A 24,985-nucleotide genomic window follows, 5' to 3' on the forward strand; every position below is an offset into this window, starting at 1 on the left:
AGCGTGGACTTTTTTGCACACACTATATATTTTTTAGTTGTTCTCCTTGTGCTTCCTCATCTTCCACGATGGGAGGCTCCTCCTGCTGCTGATGATGAGGGTTAACACCGACCAACTCATCCTGTATTTCAGCATTTAAGTCTGCAACTTCTTCAATCTCAGCATCCCTCGGATTAAGGAAATTTGCTACACCTTTCTCTTGCAATAGCGAGTATGACTCATGAACCTCAGGTTCATTAGGCAGAGACTTGTCCGGCGCATTGACCGCATCAATGATCGCCCCTCCCGTAAGTCCAACACCTGCTCCAGCTACTAAGCCGGCGGCAGCACCAATAATTATGCTGGTAATCAGGCTGCTTAATCCCCACAAGGCAAAACCTAAAGGCGCTAAAACTCCGCTAGCAATTAATGCACCCCCTGCTGCGGCTCCCAGCACCCCCAATAAAGCAGTACCGATAATTTTCCCTTTATTTTCGCTGGCGCGCAGTTCAGGGAATAATTGTCCATGCCCCTCAAGCCAAGCTCGAAAATTGGCAAAAGGCCTTCTTGCTTCAGAAAAATTAACAAATGGAAGGAGATTGGCGTAGCCTTTTAGCGACGCTATCATAGGTATTGACCAATGAGAATACTTCACTGCACGTCCCTCATGACCAGGATCATAATGGTCATACACGGCCCATTTATGCATGCTGTATTTGTTAATGTCAAAACCTGTTAATAATTTTTTAGTAGTTGCGCTCAACTCTAAATGGGGCACTTTCTCAGGCAGTTTATCAATTGCCCGTTGCCCATCGTTACAAGTAACATCCGTATCTTGTACATTTCGTCTTAGTGTATTCCACATCTTTTGCACGTTGCTTTCATATTCACTCAGCAAACTTGCTATTTTGGTCACATCAGGCTTATCTGCACCTAGTTCTTTTTGGATGTGGGGCCATATCTCATTCCAAGATTTATCCGATTTGTCAAAAAACACGGTCCAAATTGACAACAATTTCCTGTCATCTTTTTGGTCGACTTGCTTGAGCATGTCTTCAAAAAAGTAATTTGTTAAACCTTTTCTAAAATCACCCACCGTATTCTTGATGAGACGTTCGCATTGTTTATTTCTATCCATCAAGGCTTGTTCACGCTCAATATAAGCTTCGGTGTTTTTATAAAAACCATCGGTTAGGGTTATTTTACCCAGTTGCTTTTTCAGGCGTGCTTTATCCAAAACAAGTGAGGTTTCACCTGCAGCACCAAAACGCCCACTACGACCAATAATTTGCCCTTTATCGCGATGTCTTGGCAGGTAAGTAACCATCACATTAAGGCCATGTGTTTTTGCTGCTCCCCTAAGAGAAATATCGGTACCACGTCCAATCATATCCGTCGATACGGTAATTTGTCCGGGAAGGCCTGCTATGTCAGTGCGATCCTTCTCATCTCGAGCAGATAATTGACTATGGATATGCTGAAGCTTACTATCATTTTTAAATACGTCACTAAGCTTTTTATATAAAAATGCACTTTCTTCATCATTTTCGGCAATGATAAGAATCGGTTGATTTTTTTCCCGTGCCTCTTTAATTTGTCCAACCAATGCATCAATTTGTTGTCTTTGGTTTCCTGTTAGTCGAATAGCCCGGTCTTTACGATGAATTCCCCTGTCTCTTGGTACATCGATAAAATGCATTTTACCGGCAGAACTTCCGCTTTCCAAACCATACAGCTCACGTGCCTCTTGTCTTTCTATGAGCGAACCAGAGGTACCTGTGACTGCTTTTAGCGTACCTTCAGAGTAATCATCCAACAAATTTTTACTGGTTGAAGAATAAACAATTTGTTTTTCATCGGGAACATAAAACGCCTGTTCACATTGGGCTAATGCTGTGCGCAGATTGACATCTTTAACCGCATCAAGATCATTACGAGCAAGATTTAAACCAGCATGCAAACACTGATGTACACCGAATGAAAACTTTGAACTCTTGGAAACTCTATTGGCAAAAAGTAATTGTGCTTCACTTGAAATTTTAGGGCCTGTAGGCGTGCTGATTAATACATCAGGCTCAATAACGAAATCTTTTTTATATTGCAATTGACTCGCCGTTACAGCAGAGACTTGCCATTGTTCAATTTGCGCGTTAGATAAGGCTCTTAATCTCATCATATCCGTTGTTGATTTTTTTCCATTAACAAACAACAGGAATTTTTCACGGCTCAGGTCTACATTCTGATAATACAAATCCATTGGAGAAATGGAGGTTTTACCATTTAAAGGAGTGGTTAAATTAATCTTCTCTTGAGCGAAGTACTCCATGAGTAAAGGATAAACCCATTCCATTCCGCGAATGTTTTCATCACCTTCTTTGGAGAAATTAAAGCGGGTATCGGCTACGTCAAAATAGGTCTTGTCAGCCTCATCAAGCAATAAAGCTCGGTTAGTAGCATCAGCATCCAGAACTTTTTCGCCCTGCCCTAAACTACGTGCTTTATTCCTGAATAAACTTAGGTTAGAGGGGTCGGAAAAATTAATACCACCAATTTTATAGAGTGACGGATCCGTGTGAGCAAAGATCATGCTTGTCTCTGCACCAATCATATCAAAATAAGCTTGGTACTCGACAAAGTCACGAGTAGCCAATTGCGCATCACTCGTCACAAAATCAACGGTTTTACCTTGGGCATATTGGCAAGCCATGGAAATCATCATGATACGTGATTTACCTTCGCCCGTGCCAATTTGGCTAGTCACATGACCAGGAGTTTTTAAGGAAGTAAGGATCGCCAAATATTGGGTCGTATTAATTTCCATTGAACTACCCAGGGCATACTCGCCATCTGAACCTATCTCATCTTTCCCTTTACTACGATGAAATAATTCTGCAGCAACCGCAACTAAGGTATCATAATCATCAGCAAATGCCGGATCATAAGCTGGATTTTTCGCATTGTATTTAGCTAAGATTGCAAGCAACTCATCAGAGGTTTTATCCCTCATCGCATCCGTTTTAGCCTTAAATGCATCCAGGTCGATTCTGCTGGCATCGAATCCGTCAAATTGGGCCAGTTGTTCTCGCGCTTTCTCAACATGAAAACCATTCAACGGCTTTCCTTTGTAGAAAAGCTCACGGTGACAAGGCGCTTTATTGTATGCGTTATAAAAATCACTTATTGTCGCTGCATAATTGTCACTTTTTTGTGCTTCTGCGTGCCAAGTCATTACTTGGGTAACCGTTGCGAATGGTGCCTTTTTATACATAGCAGCAAGAGCATCAGCAAACTCTGGATTTTCTCTAGCTGCTTGACATAACTGACTAAAACTAACAAGGGAGTAATCTTTTTCATTATTGATTAAAGCCACCGCAATTTTTAAAACTGTTGCTCGATGCTCCTCTGGAAGCGTATCCACGGTATTAAGAAGCTGTAACACTCCTTCTGGTTGTAATTCCTCATCAGTATCGCTATTAAATTGCAGGCAGAGCGATAAGACCATGTTTTTATCTGTGGTTTTTGCAAACGATTTTTCTAAAGTACTTACAAAGTCAGTTAGATATTTTAATAACTCACCATGTTGCTCTGGGGAGTAATGTTCCAAATAGCGATCATATAACTCAAGAAATTGCTTTTTGCTACTTGGGTTTGTTATAGCAATCGCATTAATCTTTTTGTAAAGAGCCATAAACACATTGGGATATTTGTTTAATTCCGTTTTTTTATCAGATAACTCCTGCTGTAAGTTAAGAGTTTGTTTCTTAAATGCGGCAATCCCTTTCAGATCGTTATCCACAGCGTCAAAAAATAAAGCAAGTTTTTCATCACTTTCCAAGAGATCAGGAGAGCCTGCGGCTTTTAGAGCGTCCTGTTCTGCTAAAGCGCGGAAAAATGCCGGGTTTTGTAACAATGCAGGGAGCAAATCCTTATTGAGCAAAATATCAGGATGTTGCTCTGCTAGTTTTTCTACTTTAGCTTTGTACCTTGTTTCAAACAGCAGGCGTTGAGGTCCCTCCAATAAGTCGGGTCTTGTAAAATACAACACGAGCAAATGTATGGAGGGGTTTTTTGCTATAGCCAACAAGTCTTTTGCATTTACCTTTTTGACTTCACCAGTTTCTTTTGCGGTGTCACGGAACTTTTCAAAGGAGGTAGAATCATCAAGTTTCGCTGTGTTAATAAAATTATCCGTAGACGACTCAGCTGCAGCAAAATCGATTTTATTTCCCTTGCTGAGATCATTAAGAATCTTTGCCAAGAGCGCTTCCTGCAGAGCAAAAAACTGTTCCTCCTCACTCACCACTGTACTGGCCGCAGTCAATTGGCCAATAGGCGTTTTAAGAAGAACATTATGAAGTCGTGGTGTTAAATCAATTTGCGAAATGACAAGGTTATCCATTGCCCTTACCGCGGGTACGATGGTTTGTATGTGCAACAGAGCTCTCTGCGATAATCCGCCAATAACCCGTCCATCTCCAGCTGCTTTAACAAAAAAAGTATCTACCTGCTCCTCTGAACTATTGCTGTATAAATTACGCTCTGCCGCGACCAGATTAATCAGTTCATCAGAAGAATTATTCGCAATGATGGTATCAAGTAAAGTGATGAAGTGATTATCCTCTTGGCTCAATGGTTGTTTATTCGTATAAAAACCAAGAGAAGTTGTTAATTTTGCAATAAAAATATTCTTTTCTATTGCGCCAAGAGGCTTGGTAATGGCAATTATTTTATCAACGAGTTCACCATAATGAAGAGTGTCTCCCGGGGCAGAAAACCTTAATAAGATCGTGTTAATTTGTGTTTGTTGCTTTTCATTAAAGTGTGCAGCGATTTTAAGGGTAACCTCCTCAGGAATACCCTCTTTACCATAGTTGGCTAACAAATCAGCAGGGAAATAAGCGGCTAAAGATTGGCCTCCATTTAACTTCAACCCATTCAATACCTCAACTACTGGCTGCGGCTTATTCTTTACTGCTTGGAGGATGGCCAAAAGATCATCCGCGTTTAATGCTCTTAGTCCCGGATTATCTCTAACCGACACTTTGCGTAATAACTGGAGCGCTTCATTGCGTCGCTGCCTATATACTCTTTCCGCGTTAACAAAATGAGTATCAAGAACCGTATCAAGAGTTTCGAGGGTTAAGCCAAACGAACTAATCATCCGCATTAAAAGCTGTGCATCAACGATATTCATCTGGCCTAAAGTATCAGCTACTTTATTCACCATTGCCATGTGACTAAAAAATAGATTCGGATTTTCATAATCAGTGGGCTTATAATCTTTCATCCCGTCATAAATGCAGGGACCGTAAACTTCAACCTGTCGTCTTAAATCCGCATTAGCCTGTCCTAGCTTGGGGCCATTTTGTACCAGGGCAATTGGGCCACTTAAACTCGATGAAATAAGAGAAAGCAGGCGATTCAAAACAGGTAAAGGGGGAATATCTCTTAAATTAGTCAATAACTCTAATATTGTAGTACGAGCCGATTCCTTTATGGCCGAAGGGGTCAGTCCTGGTAAAGGTGTGGAAATCACTAGGTTGATAATATTATCAATATCTTTTTTCGCATCTGCGATAGAAACGCCGGCAACATTTCTTGCCTCAGTCGTGGAGGCAGCGATTAAAGAATATAGGTGTTCTTTTACCGCGGCTGAAAGGCCGCTCTTATCCAGAGATTCCTGCACATAGCGATAAAACTCCAGCGGCATTTGGCCATTTTTTTCTTGATAAGCCACATAGCGGAAAAAATTCTCTTGCAGAATAGCGGGATCCCGATGCGCAATATTTTTCCAGTTATTAGGCACTTTATATTTAGCAGATTCTCCAAACAGCTCACCTTCTGTTTCATGCGCTGCATTAATTTGCATCTTCGGGGTAATGAAAGCCCATTGCTTGCCACCTCGGGCTAAAGCAGGCTTTATCGCTCCAGTGCTGGATAAATCCAATTTCGAAACCTCACCCCATTGCGCGTGCCTATTTTGTTGGTTGCAATGCTCTAATATAGTTAGTATTCTGGATAAGGCGACGGGTAAGCTTTTGACCCCAGTCACGGTGCACAAGGCAGGGAGCGTTAAAGGTTGACCGTCATGTGTTGGAAATTTTTTCAATTGTTCTTTAAATGCTTTAAATGACTTCACTAAATCAACCAGATTTACCTCATTTTGTGCTTGGCAATGCTGCTGCAGCAACGTACTCCACCAAACTTGTTCTTCTTCAGTAAACCCCTGAATAGCATTGAAAGCATCTTTATAATCGTCTCGAAGCAAAGGCCCATAAGTTTTAGTATTGGCAAATACCTGTGCATTTAATTGGTTAAACAAGGCGACATCTGAATCAACCAACTGCATTAATGTATCTATTCCTTTTTCGCCAAACTGCGCATAAAGCTGCAGCAAGGCGTTTAAATTTACCTGGGGGACCTTAGTCGTTAAATCAATGATTTTCTCTCGTAAAAGCTCATCATCACCGATCAGGTGACTTAATAAATGCTCCGCAAACGCAGGCACATTTTCGGCGTAATTATTAATAAATAAACGTGCCTCAGCCTCCTGGCCTGCAAATAAATGAGTTAAGGCATTATTGATATTTGTATCGCCTGCATTTACAGCCAAGACTTCTTTTAATTTGGCTGCATTTTCCAATATAAAGCAGAATTTTTTGCTATCTAAGTTGTTATTTTGATCAAAACAAAGGGTAAAAAGCCTCTCTAATGCTGTGGCATCTAATAAAAGCATCTGCGGTAAGAACCGTTTAAATGCTTGGTGGGCATCTTTATTATAATCAGCTGTATTTAATCGAGTCCAAGCCTCTTTAATAGGGTCTTGTTCCGCAACAGAATCTAACCATTTATTCAACAGAGAATGGGTTAATGGTTTTTCTCCTGATAATTCCGTAGCCTGAACCTGTAATGGATTATATTCTGCAAGTAATTTGTAGTTTTCATCAAAGTGAATGTAGCTAACCTGCCCCTCTTTCTTTAACAGGAAACCGGCAGGTAAATTTTTTAAATCCAAGCCAAATTGAAATTTATCTTTATACCGTAATAACTCTTCACACGCTGTTTTTGAGATTTTAAAACCCGTAGCAGGATTCACTGCCTCTGTAGCCGTTAAAGCACCAGTCCAATTAAGCCATAATGCAATAACACTCATCATTTCACTATTAACTAAATAGCTTTTTGCGCTACCGTCTAATTGGCTACGGCTTAAGGCATCCTGGAATTCATACATGGTGTAGAGTACTGCGGCCCCCGGTTCAAGTTCTCCCACCCCGTCAACTTTTTCTGTGCCAGCGTCTACAGCAACCTCAACTTGCTGCTCTTGTTGCAACTCAATGTCAATGGATAAACTTTGTTTACCCTCTAATATGGGTCTTGTTCTAATTTCCTGGATAACTTCTGGTGAGTCTTCTTTGGCCTTTACCCCTTTACCTAAAAAAGCGATATTTTTGCGTCTAACATTATCGGAAACGACTTCATCTATTTTTTTCTGCGCCAGGGTTGATTGGAAAGCAGCAGGCAAATTAATATCAATAGCAACTGCTCTGACTGCAATAAAATCCACTAGGTTCGTAACCATTTCATGAGAGAGTTGATTTTTAGTATCAATGAACCTCAAGGCGGATAAGTTACTCTCCGACATAGTTAAGAGCATGGTTTTTAAATCGAACAGAAAACGTTCACAAGTCGGACCATCACTAAGATCCAAGTTGTCAATATTTAAACTAAGTGTTTGAAAGGGAACAGGCTGATTTGTTTCATTATAGGCAATTAACCCCTCCAAAGCAGCGCTGTCGTAGCAAAAGATAACCATTTCATCAAGAACTTTATTCAGCTCGGAGCGCTTGAATTTATCATTTACTAACAGTAGAAACTGTTGATAGTCGACACTTGTTAAAGGAGGCTCGGGCTTTTCTCCTGGAAAACTCACCTTGCTATTATACAATTGAACTTCTGATATTCGCTCGACCACTAAAGGATGTTGCCCTTCACTACCCGCTATAGAGGAGCTCAACAACTCTAATTGTTTTTTTAATTCTTCTGCTTTTATCTTACCAAACTCAAAATTCCCTACAATTTTTTGAGGTAAAATCTCAGCTTGACTTGGGCTAATAGTAATCGCTTTTAGCTCTACTTCATACACTACTTGCTTTACGGCTTTAAGCTCAGCTTCATTGGCAAAGGCCTGCGCAATATCATTATCGGCTACAGCGTCGATGAGTACTTCGTCTTTATAAAGTTCTTGTAATGCTTTATAACTTCCTAGCTTTCCAGCATCATGACTTATAACAGTACCTGAAACTTTGGCTGCACGGGGGAACGCACTAAAGGTCTTATCAGAGACAGCAGAAACCGCTTCGAATTTTATTGCATTAGAAATTGTTTCTTCGAGCTCAGCTCTTTGTACTTCGCTTAATTTGACGCCACTGTGAGCTGTGTATTTCACTTCATTATTAAGTGGATTAACGGTGATACTAACCGAAATCCATTGAGAATAAGCCGGCTCGCCTTCAGTACCGGCATTAACCATCATTGTTATTGAATAAGGTTCATGAGCATGCGCGTGGTTGGTGCGTGCATCATGCAAAATTAAGCCAATTTCTTGTGCATTAAGGTTTACAATTTGAATATGAGTTCGCATGCCGGTATTAGCAACAAATCTTTTAATATCCAAATCAGTTAATGGTTCTTGCGAACTTAATTGAGATTTTAAATATTTTTCTTGAATACCTGTGGTTTCTATATCACGAGCAAGATGCAGCCCTGCTGCAGTGAATGATTGCTGCTTGACAACAAGTGCTGCGTTGGCTGCAAGGGGATCAAAAGCTAAGGTGCTCGCCTTATCTGCGACTAGACACTGCTTTAAAAGCTCAACTAGCTCCTCATTAACTTCGGTATTACTGAGAGTATCCCAATCAAAATAGTCGTTGAGTCTATCTTCGATGAACTGGAACGCTTGTTCAAACATGGCTTTTGGCATGTTTATTTCAACAGGAAGAGCTAAGCTATTTTGGTAAACGTTATATAAATCGTCTAATGTATTTTTTTCAATTTTCAAGAAATTTCCCCTGCATATAAACGTTAGAATTTAACTAGTATCCTTCCAGTTTAATTTGAGTAACCTTTAAAATTTCCGGTAAATCAGTAAAAATGAGATGAAATTTATTTTCCCTGTCTATAGCCAACTTCTTAGTGTTATGAAGCACCGTTGTCCAAAATATAGCATAGTTTCCTTAAGTAAAAATGAAGAAGGGCTCTTATCGGTTCCGTTAACTCGTATCCATTATTCATGGCCAGCCTCAACTGCTAACCCAAAAACTCCTCGGTAAAGAGGTGATCTATCTTTTTAAACCTACGTATGATTTAAATCTTTTGAGGACGACCTGATGGTTTCGATTGATTGAACTCAAGGAGTTTCTCTCTCTAAATTGAGAACAATCAAGGCGCTTGTTTTACAACAGAGCTCGCGAAGAGCAGGACATCCCGCTTATACACCATCTCCGGGGTTTTCCAAACTTAAAATTCCCGTATTAAAATCATAGGCAAAAAGCTCTGCGTAACGTCCCCAATCAATCATGGTACGTAAAACACGCTCCGCTTCTTTTTCACTTAAGTAATCTTCAAGTTTACTTAAGAAACGCTCCTCAGAAACCCGGTGTCCTACCTTCTCATCTAAAATGCGGCTTATGTAACGGGCCAAGGGAACTTTTTCTAATAATCGTTGGGCGAATAATTGCTTACGCTCTTGTAAATCCGCTTCGGAGAATTGCTTACCTAAATCGCTTAGCTGAATATCCCCTGCCGAAACTTTTGCAAAGCCTAAAATTTCCAAGGTTTCTAAGATGGGGAACAGATCATCAATATTCATCATCAATTCATCGGCTAACTCAGGCAAATCAATGCGTTCTTCAAAGGAAGTCATCGTCTCAATCAAACCGGTTAATTCCGACGGTTCCACATCAGGCAGGCGATACCCCAAACCAATTTGACGCTCGCGCTGCGCACGCTGCGCCTTTTCTTTAGGGCCAGTCGTCATTAAAGTATAAATCTTATCGACCAAGGCACGAAACTCCGGCGATTCCGGATCGCGTGGTTGCGGTAAAGTTACGGGTAACTCCGCGCGAATATAACCCGGATCATTGCCAAAAATGACAATACGATCCGCAAGCGTTGCGGCTTCGTCAATATTGTGAGTTACCAATAAAATCCCATTGGTATTGGTTTTCTTTTCTTTCCATAACTCTAATAAGTCTGATTTTAAATTTTCCGCCGTCAAAACATCTAATGCCGAAAAGGGTTCATCCATCAATAAAACATCTGGATTAATAACTAAAGCACGGGCAAAACCAACCCGCTGCCGCATCCCCCCAGAAAGCTCTTTAGGAAACGCGGATTCAAAACCATCAAGACCAATAATATCAATCGCCTCAATTGCACGATGGCGACGCTCCTCACGGCCTACGCCTTGTGCCTCGAGACCTAATTCCACATTTTCCAATACAGTAAGCCAAGGCATTAAAGCAAAGGATTGAAATACCATCGCAATCCCCGCAACAGGACTGGTAACCGGCATTCCACGGTAGGTTACCGTGCCACTGGAAGGAGGAATAAGACCCGCAATGATTCGCAGTAAGGTCGATTTACCCGAACCCGACTTACCTAATAACGCGACGATTTCGCCTTCTTGTAATTTAAAATTAACATCTTCAAGCACCAGCAAATCTTGCTCGGAAGCTTTTTTGAAGGACTTACGTAAGCTTTCTATAGCAATAATAGTTTCAGGCATAATCGTCTCAAGCTAGCGAAATGGTAAACAGACCCTAATTAAAATTAAACCGCTCTTCTGCCAAGCGGTACAATGGGCGCCAAATTAGGTGATTAAACATCAGTACATACAAACACATCATTGCCGTACCTAAAGCAATCTTGGGGAAATTACCGGTTGCCGTACTGGCCTGAATGTAAGCTCCTAAGCCCGTCGCCTTCAAGGTGGTATTTCCCCAACTCACCCATTCAGCAACAATACTGGCGTTCCAAGCCCCACCTGCCGCAGTAATTGCTCCTGTAATATAGAAGGGGAAGATTCCCGGTAAAGCTAAACGCTTCCACCACAGCCAGCCTTTTAAACCGAAATTATTAGCTGCCAAATAAAGATCTCGTGGGATTGATGAGGCACCCGCAATGACATTAAATAAAATATACCATTGGGTGCCCAGGATCATTAAGGGCGTCACCCAGATTTGTACGTTAAGATTAAACTCCACAATAGCAATGACGAATAAAGGGTAGAATAAATTGGCCGGAAACGCGGCAACAAATTGAATTACCGGCTGGATCCGTTGCGCCAGGCGAGGTCTTAGGCCGATCCAAACACCTACCGGAATCCAAATTAAGGAACTTAAGATAATCAGCGCAATAACCCGAGTCCCCGTGGCCGCCCCCAACAAGAATACATGCAGGATGTCACTTACCTTCAGCTCCGCCAGGATAAATCTTAATAAAAACCAACCGCCACTAATCACACAAACTAAAACGCTGATATTCCAAAAACGGTCGAGAAGTTTTTGTTTTTTTAAATCGACTTCCTTATTATCCTTCGACTCACTAATGCGAAACCAACGCGCATTGACAAAGCTGTCAGTGAAGATATTAATCATCTCCGCAAATTGCTTCATAAGGCGGCTGCCGCGAATCCAGTCAACCAACCAGGAGCGGTATTCGGCTTCATCAGGAGATACTTCAAATTTAAACTTTTCAGACCAGGCGATTAAGGGGCGAAAAAGTATTTGGTCGTATAAAAAAATCACCACTACCATCGTTAAAATCGCATAACCGACTGCGTGCAAATCTTTTTGTTGTATTGCCAACGCAATATAAGAACCCACTCCCGGCAGACGGATATTTTGGTGTGCCACCGAGATCGCCTCAGATAAGACCACGAAAAACCAGCTCGCGGACATTGAAATCATCATATTCCATAATAATCCAGACATGGAAAAAGGAACTTCTAATTTCCAAAAACGCTGCCAGGCAGAGAGACGAAACATCGCAGAAACTTCCTGCAAATCATGAGGTAGCGTTTTCAGTGATTGATAAAAACCAAAAGTCATGTTCCACACCTGAGCGCAGAAAATAGCAAAAATTGAGGCACATTCAGGGCCTAATAAGCTGTTGGGAAATAAATGGATAAATCCCGTAACTGTAATTGATAAAAAGCTCAGCACCGGTATTGATTGTAAGATATCAATGGCAGGAATAATTATTTGTTCGGCACGTCGATTTTTAGCTGCCAGCAATCCTATGGTAAACGTAAAAATAATGGAAAAGAACAAGGCAATAAACATACGGATTACCGTACGCAGCGCATAAAAAGGCAAATTTTCTGGCTCGAGAGAAATGGGTATTTGGTCTCCTAATTGATAAGGAGTTGCCATTTGTGATCCCGCCCAACCAAAAAAGAACAGTACTGCAAAAATTAAAATTAATAGCAGTAAGTCCCAACGATTGATAAATCGACCAACTCTATCAGGATTAGCAAAGTAGAACCGACTATTGCGCACAATGCCCCCTTAATAACGTTGTCGATATAAAACACACGAGGATAGCATAAATGGTGGGTAAGTCATAGGTAAACGCCTTGTCTTCCCAAGAACATTTGCGCTAATAATTAGTCCTTTCTTTATTATTTTTTTATAGCAGCGCGCATTCGCACGACTTGAACGCGATATGCAGATTGATCCTGATCTCACCTGAACTTTATAGATACTGCGCAGCCCGCTCCGATCAATTTAAAGTAATTTGCACTAAAAATGAACTTTTAGATTATCTGGGTGTCAAAAGATATGAGCATTTCCCCCGAATGCTTAGCTTCGCTTTACCCCCTCTTAAGCGGAGCACCGTTTGGATAACTATCCAAACACCTAATTTGCCCCGGTTACTCACCGGGGATTTTTTTATTTAAAAAAAATAAGCTACACTGAAGCTATTGAATGTTAACGCGATCGAGAAAATCCATGAGGAAACACGTTTTGAGCGCCTCACGCTCACTGGTTGCCGCTGTAGCTCTAGGTTCACCGCTAGTTTATGCAGGCCCCGATCTAGCGCCTTTAATCGTTTGGGTCAATGAGGCGGTTGTCGCCACCAACACCTACAGTTATAAAAATTATTTGCAAGATCAAAAACAAATAGCCAAATATTTTACGGCTGAAGCCTGGATTGCTTATACCAAAGCACTCAATACCTCTCAATTACCTGAAGCGGTACAGAAAAACCTTTATTATGTCAGTGCAATACCTACAGTACCACCAGTGATTACCGTGATTGATGCAACCCACTGGAAAGCGGTCACCAATTTATTAGTTGTTTACCAAAACCCTCAGTATCAACAACATCAAACACTTAAAGTTACGGTAAATTTTGGGGTGGCGCCATCAGGTCAAGGAGTACGAGGCTATAGCATTACTAACCTGCAAGCAGTAGTCGCTAAGCCACCTTGTCAGTGCCCCATTGATGAAGAAACGACACCTGCAGCTAATGGAAGCAATGCCAAACAATAATTCCTAGCTGCAACCCAATTAAGATGCCGATTAAAATTAAAATCACATTTAATTTTTTCGGCACCGTGACATCTAAGGCCGATTGTTCAGGATGGTTAGGATTGTAATAAATATCAATTTCTTCCTCTTCTTTAAAAGCAACTGCTGCTTTATACGCAATACCACGTGCATACTTGCTGTTAGGGGTATTATGCGCGGTATCTAAAAACAGGTATTCGCCGACTAAATCTTTCTCATGCACTTGGTAGGTATATTCAATTTTTGGCCAAACACTATGTCCTGCTTGAGTCCACTCGCAGCGGGTTACGTGCCCCTTTGCTTTTAACCAGTTTTTTGCCTTTACCAAAGACTGTCGTTCACGCCAAAAGTGTATAAAGATACTCAGCAAACCCACTAACCACCCTAAATCCAGCAGCCATCGCCAAACAGTAAGCCAAGTCATCCGAAGTCCTAAAAATGTCATGTATTTTATACAGTATATAATGAGATATAAGGATTTACGCTAATCGAATAAAGATAGTCTAAATAACCCCTCCTAATAATGTATTACAAAACTCTAGCTATGCCATAAATGCAGGTTAAACTGTTGCAGTGCAAGGAGACAGAGACGCTGTATTTGCTGAGCCTTATCCTCTAGCCTAGAGTTATGATTAATTCCGAATCTAATGAATCTTCGCGCTTTTTAAAGTAGCATTTTCAAGTATCTTGAGTATAATCTTTCTCAATCAAGACGCGAAAAAAGGACACACGCAATGACTGCTAAAACCCCACTGCATGCCACCCATTTAAAATATGGCGCTAAAATGGTTAATTTTCATGGATGGGAAATGCCGCTGCATTATGGCTCTCAGCTCAATGAACATCAGCAGGTACGTCAAGACGCAGGGATTTTTGATGTCTCCCATATGACCATAATTGACGTACTTGGAGCCGGTGGCCGTCTCTTTCTACGTAAACTATTAACAAATGATGTCGATGCCCTAGATCATAATGGCAAGGCACTCTACAGCTGTATGTGTAATGAACATGGCGGCATCATTGACGATCTAATCGTCTATCAACGTGCCTCCGACAATTACCGTATCGTGCTTAACTCTGCAACACGAGATGAAGACTTGGCGTGGATTCGCAAAGTAAGCGAAGGTTTTGCCATCGGCTTACAAGAACGTCGCGAACTGGCTATGGTCGCCGTACAAGGTCCCAATGCCATCGCAAAAGCCTGCTCTATCCTAAACCCAGCACAAGTTGATGCAGTATCTACCCTTACCCCTTTTGAAAGTGTTGATGTGGAACAATGGTTTTTTGCACGCACCGGCTATACCGGTGAAGACGGTCTAGAGATTGTTGTGCCCCAAGATCAAGTACCTCAATTATGGGATAATTTAGTGCAGGCAGGCATACAACCTTGTGGATTAGCCGCACGCGATACCCTAAGGCTCGAAGCAGGAATGCTGCTGTATGGCCAAGATATGGATACCTCCACTACCCCTTTAGAATCAGGCTTAGCTTGGACCATAAAATGGGAACCCACCGATCGTAATTTTATCGGTATGGGCGCTTTAGTATCACAAAAACAATTAGGTATTAAACGCAAAATGGTCGGACTAACCCTGGCGGATAAAGGGATTATGCGTCAAGGTCAACGCGTTGTCATTGACGGTCAAACGGATGGCGTGATTACTAGTGGTAGCTTTTCGCCAACTCTTGGACATTCAATCGCTCTCGCTCGTGTACCCGTTGAAACTGGTACTGAAGTCATGGTTGAGATACGAGGCAAATTAATTCCTGCAACCGTAGGTAAACCCCGTTTTGTAAAATATGGGCAGGCAATATAAGCAAAACCACCTCCCCTCGGTAAAAAACGGGGATTTTGATATACGTTAGAAAATTAAGGATGAATGCAATGAACGATTTAAAATTTACCTCAACCCACGAATGGCTAAAAGAAGAACAAAATGAAGTCATCATCGGAATTACCGACCATGCTCAACAATTATTAGGCGACATGGTTTTTGTCGAACTACCTGAGGTAGGTGATGCCGTAGAAGCCGGAGATGAATTAGGAGTGGTGGAGTCAGTTAAGGCCGCCTCAGACTTTTATGCCCCTATTAGCGGCGTAATTACTGCAATCAACACTGCAGTGGTAGAAAATCCAGCTATAGTTAATACAGACCCCTATCATGCGGGTTGGCTTGTTAAATTGAAACCTAGCAACCTCAGCGAGGTTGACAATTTATTATCTGCTGAAGAATATCAAAATGAGACAGCTGAGGAACACTAATTATGCCTTATATTCCCCACACACCTAAAGATACCCAACAGATGCTTGAAGCCATTGGCGTGCAAGACACCCAGGCTTTATTTGATGAAATTCCTGCATCCCTGCAATATGCAGGTTTTCAACAAATGCCCGCAGGCCTCAATGAAATGGAGATGTTAAACGAAGCACGTACGCTAGCGGATAAAAACCATAATGGAATCTGCTTCATAGGTGCAGGATGTTATGAGCATCATATTCCTGCAGCCGTGTGGGATATTGCATCCCGTGGTGAATTTTTAACGGCTTATACGCCTTATCAAGCGGAAGCCAGCCAAGGCACCTTGCAGCTATTATACGAATTCCAAACCATGATTTGCGAGCTTACGGGCATGGATGTGGCAAATGCGTCAATGTATGATGGTGCAACTGCTCTTGCTGAAGCTGTTTTAATGGCCGTAAGGGTAAATAAGCACAGTAAGTCAAACCGGGTTTTAGTTGCGGGAACCGTCCATCCCTTATATCGGGAGACGCTTAAGACGATTCTCAGTACACAACATATTGAAATGGTTACTCTCCCCTTTGATGAACAGCAAGGAATTACTGATCTTGCAACACTGGATAATTATGCTGGTGAAGACATTACCGCTTTAGTCATTGCGCAGCCGAATTTCTTTGGCTGTCTGGAGAAAGTGGACCAATTAAGTGATTGGGCCTATCAAAATAAAGTAATTAGCATTGCCTGTGTTAATCCCATCTCCTTGGCTTTATTTAAACAGCCAGGCCAGTGGGGTACACATGGAGTGGATATCGTCTGCGGTGAAGGTCAACCTTTAGGCGCACCGATGGCATCGGGTGGCCCCTATTTTGGTTTTCTCAGTACCCAGATGGCACACGTACGACAAATGCCTGGCCGCATTATTGGTTGTACCGTAGATAAAGATGGGAAGCGTGGGTTTACCCTAACCTTGCAGGCACGGGAACAACATATTCGCCGCGCGAAAGCGACTTCAAATATTTGTACTAACCAGGGATTGCTGGTTACTGCAGCCACCATTCACATGAGTCTTTTAGGTGCCGATGGTTTACGAGATGTTGCTAATAACTGCTACCAAAATACGCATGAATTAGCGGAGCTTCTGAGTCAGGTCGATGGTGTTGAAAAGGTATTTAGTGCTCCTTATTTTCATGAAGTGGTACTGAAGCTGAATAAGCCGGTTAAAGCCGTCTTAGAGCAATTAGCAACGGCAGGAATTGCTGGTGGCTATGCACTGGAAACTCACTACCCCCAACTACAAAATATGTTCGTAGTTTGTGCCACCGAAATGCGTACTGCAGAAGATTTAGCTCTTTATGCCCGCACATTGCAAACCATTATGAGTCAACGAGGTGCCTAAATGTTTGTTGTTCAATTAACTTATTTGGTACCTACCCAGGAGGTAGATAAGTACCTTAGTGCGCATAGGGAATTTTTAGACTATTACTACAAGCAAGGTTTGCTGGTGGCTTCTGGCCCGATGAAGCCACGTACCGGTGGCATTATTATCGCAGCAATTAATGACCGCGCCTATGTAGAGTCCATCTTTAAACAAGATCCTTACTATTTAGCAGAAATCGCGAGCTACGAATTTATCGAATTCACCCCAGTAATGCATCGAGATGAACTCAAAGAACTCATTCAAAAAATGGAAGGCAAATTATGTTGATTTTTGAATTATCCCAAGAGAACCGCAGGGCAGCAGCCCAAGCGCCGAAAACGGCTCCGAGCAAATATGCTATTCCCGAGGAATTTCAACGCAAAAATCCTCCAAGAATGCCTGCCTGCTCTGAATTACAAGTAGTTCGTCATTTTACACGTTTATCCCATAAAAACTTTGCCATTGACAGCAATTTTTATCCTTTGGGTTCGTGTACAATGAAGTACAACCCACGTGGTGTGCATAAAGCAGCATCGATGCCCAATTTTCTTAATCGCCACCCCTTGGCGCCTGAGCAAGACAGCCAAGGCTTTTTAGAGCCGCTGTATCACTTGCAAGAGCACATTGCCGAAATTACCGGAATGGCTGGCGTTTCATTAACACCAATGGCTGGTTCACAAGGTGAATTTGCCGGGGTAGCTATGATCAAGGCGTATCATCAATCACGCGGTGATACCGCACGCGATGAAATGCTTATTCCCGATGCGGCCCACGGCACCAACCCTGCCTCTGCAGTGATGTGTGGCTTTAAAATCGTGGAAATTGCCACTGCACCAGATGGTGACATCGATCTGGAAGAGCTAAAAAACAAATTAGGTCCTAAAACAGCGGGGATTATGCTTACTAACCCATCGACTTTGGGATTGTTTATGCGTCAAATTAAAGAAATTGCGGCGCTCGTACATCAAGCGGGGGGCCTACTCTATTATGATGGTGCCAACCTTAATGCTATTCTTGGAAAAGTAAGACCAGGGGATATGGGCTTTGATGTGATGCATCTTAATTTGCATAAAACCTTTGCAACTCCACATGGCGGCGGTGGCCCAGGTTCCGGTCCGGTTGCGGTAGGCAAGCGTCTATTGCCGTTTATGCCCTTACCGGTGGTCAAAAAGACAGATACAGGCTATCAGTGGGCGACTCATCAGGACTATCCACAGAGTATCGGACGCCTCTCCTGCTTTATGGGTAATGCCGGTATTTTGTTGCGGGCTTATTTTTATATTCGTGTTTTAGGTAAAGAAGGTTTATTACGGGTGTCTGAATACGCTACCTTAAATGCCAATTACCTCTTAAAAGAACTCACCCAAATCGGCTTTACGGCAGCCTATCCCACTCGCCGTGCATCGCATGAATTCATTCTCACCTTAAACCCAGAGAAGAAAGCATATGGAGTTAACGCGATGGATTTGGCAAAACGCCTGTTAGATTATGGCGTGCATGCGCCAACCACTTATTTTCCGCTCTTGATTCCTGAATGTTTGTTGATTGAACCAACGGAAACAGAAAGCAAAGAAGAGCTGGATAACTTTGTACAAATAATGAAAACCATTCGCCAAGAGGCAATGGATAATCCGCAATTACTCAAAGATGCTCCACATAGCTTACCCGTGAAACGTTTGGATGATGTGAGAGCAGCACGAGAGTTGGATTTGAATTATTTTGCCACACAGGACAAATAAATATGCTCTCCTAGACCCCCGCGCCCATGAGAGCTCGAGAAACAAAAACCTGTAGGTTGGGGCAAGGAAGAACCAACCTACACTTTATAATAGAACCATTAGATAAGACGATTCTCCCTTCATAGTAATAAAACCTCCTTTACGCTATTATTGGCACACGTTTCGCTTTTGGGAATTTACCCCATGCATACGGCTATTATTATTCCTGCACGCTATGCTTCAACCCGTTTACCGGGAAAACCTTTAGCCCTCATTCAGGGTCAAACGATGTTACAACGTGTCGTAGCACTTTCCCGTGCCGCGGCAACAGGCTTAGACCAGGTATCAATTATTGTCGCCACCGATGATCAGCGTATTGCTGAGCATTGCCAAACACTTGAGGTGGATGTGGTAATGACCTCTGCAAACGCGCTGACGGGTACGGATCGCGTTGCTGAAGCGGTAGAGCAGATGCCTCGCAAACCAGATTTTATTTTGAACATGCAAGGTGATGCCCCCTTAACGCCGCCAGATTTCTTACGCGCCTTAATTGATGCCTTTGCCTCCTCACCTTGTGATGTGGTCACTCCCGTGACCCAATTGTCGTGGCAACAATTAGATGAGTTGCGCCATAATAAACAAACAACCCCATTTAGTGGCACCACAGCCGTGTTTAACGCACAAAACGGCAACGCATTCTGGTTCAGTAAAAATATTATCCCCGCCTTACGCAAAGAAGCTGAATTGCGTCAATCAACAGATAAAAGTCCTATCTTTCGCCATATCGGTTTATACGGTTATTCTTTCGCCATGCTGGAAAAATTCATCACCCTGCCAGAATCTATGTTTGAACAGCTTGAAGGCTTAGAACAACTGCGCATATTGGAAAACGGCTATAATATTCGTTGCATTCCCGTAGACTATAAAGGCCGAGCCAATATGTCAGGGGTGGACAGTCCCCAAGATATCGCCCGTGCAGAAACCTTAATTAGCCTACATGGCGAATTACTACCGATGGAGGCAACTTAGAACGATGACTACACGATTACTCATTGCACGTCACGGCAACACCTTTGGTCCGGGAGAAACGGTTCGGCGAGTAGGAACTACCGATTTACCTTTAGTCGAAAGCGGCCTACTCCAAGGATATGCCCTGGGCAGCTACTTAAAACAAGAACAGCTTATTCCTGATGTTATTTTTACCTCGACCTTACAACGTACCATTCAAACCGCAAAACAAGCGCAACAGGCCATGGGTACGCAACTACCTATGGAAAATCTGTCCATATTTAATGAGCTCGACTATGGCCCGGATGAAAATCAACCCGAAGAACAGGTTGTAGCACGCCTAGGCCAAGAGGCACTTACAGCCTGGGAGGCTCAGGCCCTTGTCCCTAATGGCTGGCATGTTTCTCCTGTGGAGATCATTACTAATTGGCAACATTTTGCCGAATATCTACGGCAACAGCACCAGGGGAAAACCTGTTTAGTCATTACCAGTAATGGCATTGCCCGTTTTGCGCCCTATCTTACCGGCGATTTTGTTGCCTTTAGTACCCACTACCCCATTAAAATTGCAACAGGGGCTCTTTGTATTTTTACGAATGAGGCAAAATCTGCAACCTGGGATTGTTTAGGTTGGAATGTAAGACCACCTAAATAGCTGCGCATGCACTACACCTTAAATGCGGACCGTTACACTAGAGTATTAAACCGATGCATAAGTTCAAATTTGTTTTAATAATAAACATTTTCTGTGCACCCCAACTTTATGCGGATTGTGCCGATTTTATGGATGTGGCAGATAGACCGAGTGTGATTGATAGCGCCTGTGTAACCGCTTATCGTCACGTCATTATTGAATCTAATTTTATTGCCCAACAGTTAAACGTCAACGCAGGAACCCAATACAATCTTCCCAATACTGAGATTCGTATTGGTTTACCCTCAAGCACTGAATTTATGGTTTTACTGCCCAATTACATTCAGCAAACCATAGCCCCAACATCTGGAGCTACCGGCGTCTTTGCGGGATTAAAGCATTCCCTTAATTACAGTGAGCAATGGATTTTTGCCCTCATCGGGAATATTAATATTCCCAGTGGCAGTTATGATTATGGTAATTTAGGCTGGGGAGGCGTGATAAGTGGCCTTGCCACCTATAGCTTCAATGCTAAATGGAGTATCAGTGGCATGCTAGGAGTTAGTGGATTAAGTGACTCCCAATCGCTGCATGGGCGTTATTTTACTAGCATTAATCCTGACATTTCCTTAAGTTACTCGCCTACGAACTGGACTTCTGTTTATGCGGAAGTGTATGGCCAAAGTAAAATCGACTCGATTCAAAGAGCCGGCTTCAATTTTGATGGAGGGATATTATTTCGCCTGCATGAAAATGCAATTATCAATTTGAGTGCAGGACAACAGTTGTATGGTTATTTAGGTGGATTTACACATTACATTAATGCTGGTTTTTCGATTCAGCTTTGAGATGACTTGATGCTTGCAATTCCGTTTAACGAAAACCTGGTTGCAAGCAACCAGGCTTGTATCTTTAATTTGGGAAACTGCATTTAACCTATATGAGCAAAAAGGCGGTCACTTAAGTGAATTGATTTTTTTACTAACTCGTCCATCTCGGGGGTGGGTTCGCATGATTGATATGCCGCTTTTAATGGAGAAAGATCAACGGTGGAATGGGTTACATCATTTTGTAAGTAACCATCAAGCGTTCTAAATGTTTGGTATTTATCTGTTGCAAACTCTTGGCAATTGGCTAAGGTTTCGTCTTGGCAGATTGAGAAACGGGTTAAATGTTCTACGTGGAAGGGCTCTTGGCTTTTCGAAAAGAAATATTCCATAGTGTAAACCGTGCTGTTTGAGCCAGCACAGAAGTAATAGCCTGATTTAAATTTATTGTTTTCAAAAATGTCGCTGCGAATAACTCGTCCTTCTCCCGGCTGGAGTCCTGCAAGAGTGATTGTATGATTAATCGATTTTGTGGGCTCAGCTCCTTCGGCAGCTGCAGCACTTGATACAATCAAACCCAACACTAATAACATAATCTTTTTCATTCGCTTCTTGCTCCTAAATGTAAATAGACTCGAATTTAAGCTCAGCATTATACCTCATTTTGCGCGAAGATGATCCATTTGTTTGCAAATTTATTACCATTTTTTTCAAAAACAATCTAAATGTCTATATTTTCAACAGATCAACCCTTTCGCAAGCGTATTCACTTTCCACTTAAATTTTTTATCTTTTGGGTTGTCTTATGCGTCATCTTCTTTTAATGTAGTTGCCCAGGAAGCAAGTTAGTCGCATGAATTAATTAACTATGCGTTAATGAGTAATTAAAAAATTAGTTCAAACCAAGGCACAAGGATATGGACAGCCAAGACCTCAATTTTAAAAAACAAGTTCAGCAATTACAGCAAAAAGTCGCTCTATTGGAAAAAGAAGCGCAACAAAATGCGGATGTAGCCAATAAAGCAAAAGCAGAATTTTTAGCCAATATGCGTCATGATATTCGCACGCCATTATCAGGTATCATGGGTTTTTCAGAACTATTACGTGCTGAAACCAATGAGCCACGCATCAAAGAGTATGCTAATAATTTAGTAGTCTCAAGCCATGCCCTATTAAGCCTGATGGACGAAATTTTGGAAACCGTACGCGTGAGTACTGGCGAGGTACCCGTACAGAAGAAAAAATTTGATTTACACCAATTATTCCAACAAATTGAGGCCTTGTATAAAGCCCGCGCTCATGAAAAACAATTAAAACTTAGTCTTATTTGGGATAATAACCTTCCCCACTTTGTCATTGGCGATAAAATAAGAACGCATCGAATCATCCTGGAATTGGTGGCTAATGCCTTAAAATTTACCAATAAAGGCTTTGTATCTATCCGCGTTGAATTAGCCAAAAAGCAAGGTCGAAACTTCGTCATGAAGCTTATCGTCCATGATTCTGGAATTGGCATGTCTCAAGAAAATCAACAGGATATTTATCTACAATTCAAACGCCTAACCCCATCGTATCAAGGAATTTATTCGGGACCAGGATTAGGTTTATATGTAATCAAACAATTCATCGATGATTTGGATGGCGAAATTTACGTCACCAGTGAATTACACCAAGGTACCTCTTTTACCTGTATTATTCCTTTGCAAGAATCCTTATTAAATGATGAGCAAGGAGCGGATCAGGAACACATTATGGTTCCCTCCCACTTAGAGCCGACAACAGAGATGAGCAAAAATCACAACACTCGGGTTTTGATTGTCGAAGATAATCGCATTGCGCAATCTGTCGCACGCGCATTACTCACCAATCTGTCTTGTCAGGTGGACATCGCCGCCAATACTTATGAAGCCTTAGAATATTATGAGCGTACGATTTATGATTTAATTTTTATGGATATAGGCCTAGGTGAAGGCATGAATGGCTATGAAATTTCGCAAAAAATTCGTAGCAAAGAAGATCATGATCATCATACCCCGATTGTGGCGCTTACCGCACATGCTCTTGAGGAGAGCAGGCAGCTCTGCATTGAGTCCGGTATCGATGCAGTGTTAACCAAACCCTTAACCCGAACCCAAGCCATCGACATCTTGAAAACATTTGTACCGGCGAGAATTACCTATAGTTCATCCTCTACCAACAAAACCCAAGCAGACTTACCTGCTCGTAGTAATGAATTATTTCAATTAGGACGATTTCCTTTACTGGATTATGAACAAGGTTTAAAAAACTGTGGTACCAGTTGTATGCTGGTCGAGTTATTAGCACTGATGATAACCCAAGAACTCCCTGCAGATGTGGAGCAGCTGAAAAATGCATTTGCGAAAAAGAATTACAATGCGGTTGAGCGAATCGCACATAAGATAAAGGGGGGAGCGGTTTACGTGGGCACCGCGCGAATGAAACATGCTTGCCAATACTTAGAGCGTTATTGGAAAACTGGGGCACGTGAACACGTTGATCGCTTATATCATCAAGCAATTGCAGTGATTGATGAAACTTTAGTGCATCTCGCTGATTGGCTTAAAAAAACGATGTAAGTTGGGCAAGAAACCACCAACCTCCGTCTTTAGCCCATAACCAACAAGAAGCTTTGCTACAAGTCTTTTTTGTTGGACCGTGGGTTAACCTCAATCACTATGCTGCTAGGGCAAGCTAGCAAATAAATGCAGCTGTAAATTCAAGATAAAACCATGCTGCATGCAGTATTCAGCAGCATATTCATGATTACGTTGATTCTTTTGTAAGTCTAAAAGCTCAGGTTCCCAAAAACTAATGACTTCATTAATTTCTGAACGCTCCACCATAGTCAGATCGCGCCCTTCATCCCGAATCATTTTTACCCGTTGCGGTTCTTTTTTATAAATATTCATTGGGCTTACAAAAACAGACTTATTGGTTTTTTCAGCCCATGCATGCGCCCATAAGGGGATTACGCTATAGGCTTGATAGCGTTCATCTTCTGGAGCTGACATCACAAACTTCAAACAATCAGCACGCGCTAACATTTTTGCATTAGGTTCCAGATAGCGAACCACTTTACCCTCATGCTCTAAACATTTGGGGCTTACTACCAACGTGGTACGTTCTGGCAAATTAGGCAAAACCGAAGTGCCGTTGGATTCAATTTGTAGTGATTGAAAATAAGGTTGTGCTTGTTCAAGAAAAGCCGACAGGTTATTTTGTAATGAGGGTTCACCGCCAGTAATAACCAAAACCACTTTTTTAGCTGGCCCCTGTGCCCATGCAGGAGTAGGCATAGTGCGACGCGCAAAAAAGTCACTGATGACTTCATCGGCCTCAGTCAATAAAGAGGAAAAACTTCGCCATTCGCCGGAATCAAAATAGGTATCACAAAAAGAGCAGGCTAAATTACATTTTGCCAAGCGGATAAAATAGGCGGGATGGCCACGGTATGGACCTTCCCCTTGCAAAGTAAAGAAGCGGCTCGTTACAAAAAGCTCATCCTGTTTTGCGCCTTTAAAAAAAGCTTTACCCGCAATTGAGTTAACACCAAACATCTATATCCTA

Annotated in this window: 16 protein-coding genes; 10 read left to right on the plus strand and 6 right to left on the minus strand. The window is 42.1% G+C overall.

Annotated elements, in window-relative coordinates:
- Nucleotides 1–22 precede the first annotated feature (22 nt).
- From ACD661_RS08005 to ACD661_RS08015, 3 genes are all read right to left on the minus strand, one after another.
- Entirely contained in the window at nucleotides 23–9,037 is a 9,015-nt protein-coding gene (locus ACD661_RS08005; protein ID WP_400187340.1) for a preprotein translocase subunit SecA, read from the minus strand.
- A gap of 429 nt (nucleotides 9,038–9,466) precedes the next feature.
- Nucleotides 9,467–10,765, minus strand: coding sequence for an ABC transporter ATP-binding protein (locus tag ACD661_RS08010; protein WP_400187341.1), 1,299 nt, complete (start codon nucleotides 10,763–10,765; stop codon nucleotides 9,467–9,469).
- 34 nt (nucleotides 10,766–10,799) lie between these two features.
- The gene (locus ACD661_RS08015) at nucleotides 10,800–12,539 is read right to left on the minus strand and encodes an ABC transporter permease (RefSeq protein WP_400187342.1); all 1,740 of its coding nucleotides are present in this window, start codon (nucleotides 12,537–12,539) and stop codon (nucleotides 10,800–10,802) included.
- Between the two features lie 453 nt (nucleotides 12,540–12,992).
- Here ACD661_RS08015 and ACD661_RS08020 point away from each other — a divergent pair, with 453 nt between their 5' ends.
- The gene (locus ACD661_RS08020) at nucleotides 12,993–13,535 is read left to right on the plus strand and encodes a DotI/IcmL family type IV secretion protein (protein WP_400187343.1); all 543 of its coding nucleotides are present in this window, start codon (nucleotides 12,993–12,995) and stop codon (nucleotides 13,533–13,535) included.
- Here the strand turns inward: ACD661_RS08020 and ACD661_RS08025 are convergent.
- The gene (locus ACD661_RS08025) at nucleotides 13,510–13,977 is read right to left on the minus strand and encodes a DUF3592 domain-containing protein (RefSeq protein ID WP_400187344.1); all 468 of its coding nucleotides are present in this window, start codon (nucleotides 13,975–13,977) and stop codon (nucleotides 13,510–13,512) included. The genes ACD661_RS08020 and ACD661_RS08025 overlap by 26 nt on opposite strands.
- 310 nt (nucleotides 13,978–14,287) lie before the next feature.
- Between ACD661_RS08025 and gcvT the strand changes: the two genes are divergently transcribed.
- The 8 genes from gcvT (at nucleotide 14,288) to ACD661_RS08065 (ending at nucleotide 21,418) form a co-directional block, all read left to right on the plus strand.
- Nucleotides 14,288–15,370 (plus strand): glycine cleavage system aminomethyltransferase GcvT, encoded by a 1,083-nt coding sequence (gene gcvT / locus ACD661_RS08030; protein ID WP_400187345.1) that lies wholly within the window; start codon nucleotides 14,288–14,290, stop codon nucleotides 15,368–15,370.
- A gap of 68 nt (nucleotides 15,371–15,438) precedes the next feature.
- Nucleotides 15,439–15,816 (plus strand): glycine cleavage system protein GcvH, encoded by a 378-nt coding sequence (gene gcvH, locus ACD661_RS08035; RefSeq protein ID WP_400187346.1) that lies wholly within the window; start codon nucleotides 15,439–15,441, stop codon nucleotides 15,814–15,816.
- A gap of 2 nt (nucleotides 15,817–15,818) precedes the next feature.
- A complete protein-coding gene (gene gcvPA / locus ACD661_RS08040; protein ID WP_400187347.1) occupies nucleotides 15,819–17,189 on the plus strand; it encodes an aminomethyl-transferring glycine dehydrogenase subunit GcvPA in 1,371 nt (456 codons plus the stop codon).
- A complete protein-coding gene (locus tag ACD661_RS08045) occupies nucleotides 17,190–17,498 on the plus strand; it encodes a YciI family protein (RefSeq protein ID WP_400187348.1) in 309 nt (102 codons plus the stop codon).
- On the plus strand, nucleotides 17,492–18,949 hold the full coding sequence (gene gcvPB, locus ACD661_RS08050; RefSeq protein WP_400187349.1) for an aminomethyl-transferring glycine dehydrogenase subunit GcvPB: 1,458 nt from the start codon (nucleotides 17,492–17,494) through the stop codon (nucleotides 18,947–18,949). The genes ACD661_RS08045 and gcvPB overlap by 7 nt, the downstream gene beginning before the upstream one ends.
- Before the next feature lie 183 nt (nucleotides 18,950–19,132).
- Nucleotides 19,133–19,957, plus strand: coding sequence for a 3-deoxy-manno-octulosonate cytidylyltransferase (gene kdsB, locus ACD661_RS08055; RefSeq protein ID WP_400187350.1), 825 nt, complete (start codon nucleotides 19,133–19,135; stop codon nucleotides 19,955–19,957).
- 4 nt (nucleotides 19,958–19,961) lie between these two features.
- Nucleotides 19,962–20,591, plus strand: a complete 630-nt coding sequence (locus ACD661_RS08060; RefSeq protein WP_400187351.1) for a histidine phosphatase family protein — start codon at nucleotides 19,962–19,964, stop codon at nucleotides 20,589–20,591.
- A gap of 53 nt (nucleotides 20,592–20,644) precedes the next feature.
- Nucleotides 20,645–21,418 carry a transporter gene (locus ACD661_RS08065; RefSeq protein ID WP_400187352.1) on the plus strand — a complete coding sequence of 258 codons (774 nt, stop codon included), beginning with the start codon at nucleotides 20,645–20,647 and terminating at the stop codon, nucleotides 21,416–21,418.
- Between the two features lie 83 nt (nucleotides 21,419–21,501).
- On the opposite strand, the gene ACD661_RS08070 is transcribed toward ACD661_RS08065, so the two are convergent.
- Nucleotides 21,502–22,002, minus strand: coding sequence for a hypothetical protein (locus ACD661_RS08070; RefSeq protein WP_400187353.1), 501 nt, complete (start codon nucleotides 22,000–22,002; stop codon nucleotides 21,502–21,504).
- Between the two features lie 312 nt (nucleotides 22,003–22,314).
- Between ACD661_RS08070 and ACD661_RS08075 the strand changes: the two genes are divergently transcribed.
- Complete coding sequence (locus ACD661_RS08075; RefSeq protein ID WP_400187354.1) at nucleotides 22,315–23,994, plus strand: response regulator; 1,680 nt, start codon at nucleotides 22,315–22,317, stop codon at nucleotides 23,992–23,994.
- 105 nt (nucleotides 23,995–24,099) lie between these two features.
- Here the strand turns inward: ACD661_RS08075 and ACD661_RS08080 are convergent, their stop codons facing one another.
- Nucleotides 24,100–24,975 carry a 7-carboxy-7-deazaguanine synthase QueE gene (locus tag ACD661_RS08080; RefSeq protein WP_400187355.1) on the minus strand — a complete coding sequence of 292 codons (876 nt, stop codon included), beginning with the start codon at nucleotides 24,973–24,975 and terminating at the stop codon, nucleotides 24,100–24,102.
- Between the last annotated feature and the right edge of the window lie 10 nt (nucleotides 24,976–24,985).

The sequence above is a fragment of the Legionella lytica genome (genome assembly GCF_044626755.1).
GTDB lineage: Bacteria > Pseudomonadota > Gammaproteobacteria > Legionellales > Legionellaceae > Legionella > Legionella lytica_A.